This is a genomic window from Streptomyces corynorhini, assembly GCF_003346515.1.
In the GTDB taxonomy this organism is placed as follows: Bacteria; Actinomycetota; Actinomycetes; order Streptomycetales; family Streptomycetaceae; genus Streptomyces; species Streptomyces corynorhini.
Genome location: NZ_QQNA01000418.1, coordinates 255 through 556, shown reverse-complemented (window position 1 = coordinate 556; position 302 = coordinate 255). Strand labels below are relative to the sequence as shown.

Genomic DNA, 302 nt, shown 5'->3' with positions numbered 1-302 from the left:
CGACGACCGCGAACAGTCCGCCGGGCGCGAGCAGGTCGTGGACCCGGCGCAGCGTACGGTCCGGGTCGGCCATGTGGTGCAGCGAGGCCGAGGCCCACACCAGCTCGGGCCGGACCGGCTCGGAACGGCCCGGCTCGGAACGGCGCAGCTCGGGCCAGTCCGCGTCGCGATCGGCCGACACCGTACGCACCCGGTCGGCCACCCCGAGCGCCGCTGCCTTCTCCCGCAGACGCTCCAGATGACCGGCCGACGCGTCGACGGCGGTCACCTCAGCCCCGGGGAAGCGCGCGAGGAGGGCGAAC

General features: G+C 75.8%; 1 protein-coding gene. It reads right to left on the bottom strand.

Annotation, left to right across the window (positions count from 1 at the left end; genetic code table 11):
* The coding region (locus DVH02_RS36655; protein ID WP_233518630.1) for a class I SAM-dependent methyltransferase at window positions 1–302 on the bottom strand (302 nt) is incomplete at both ends.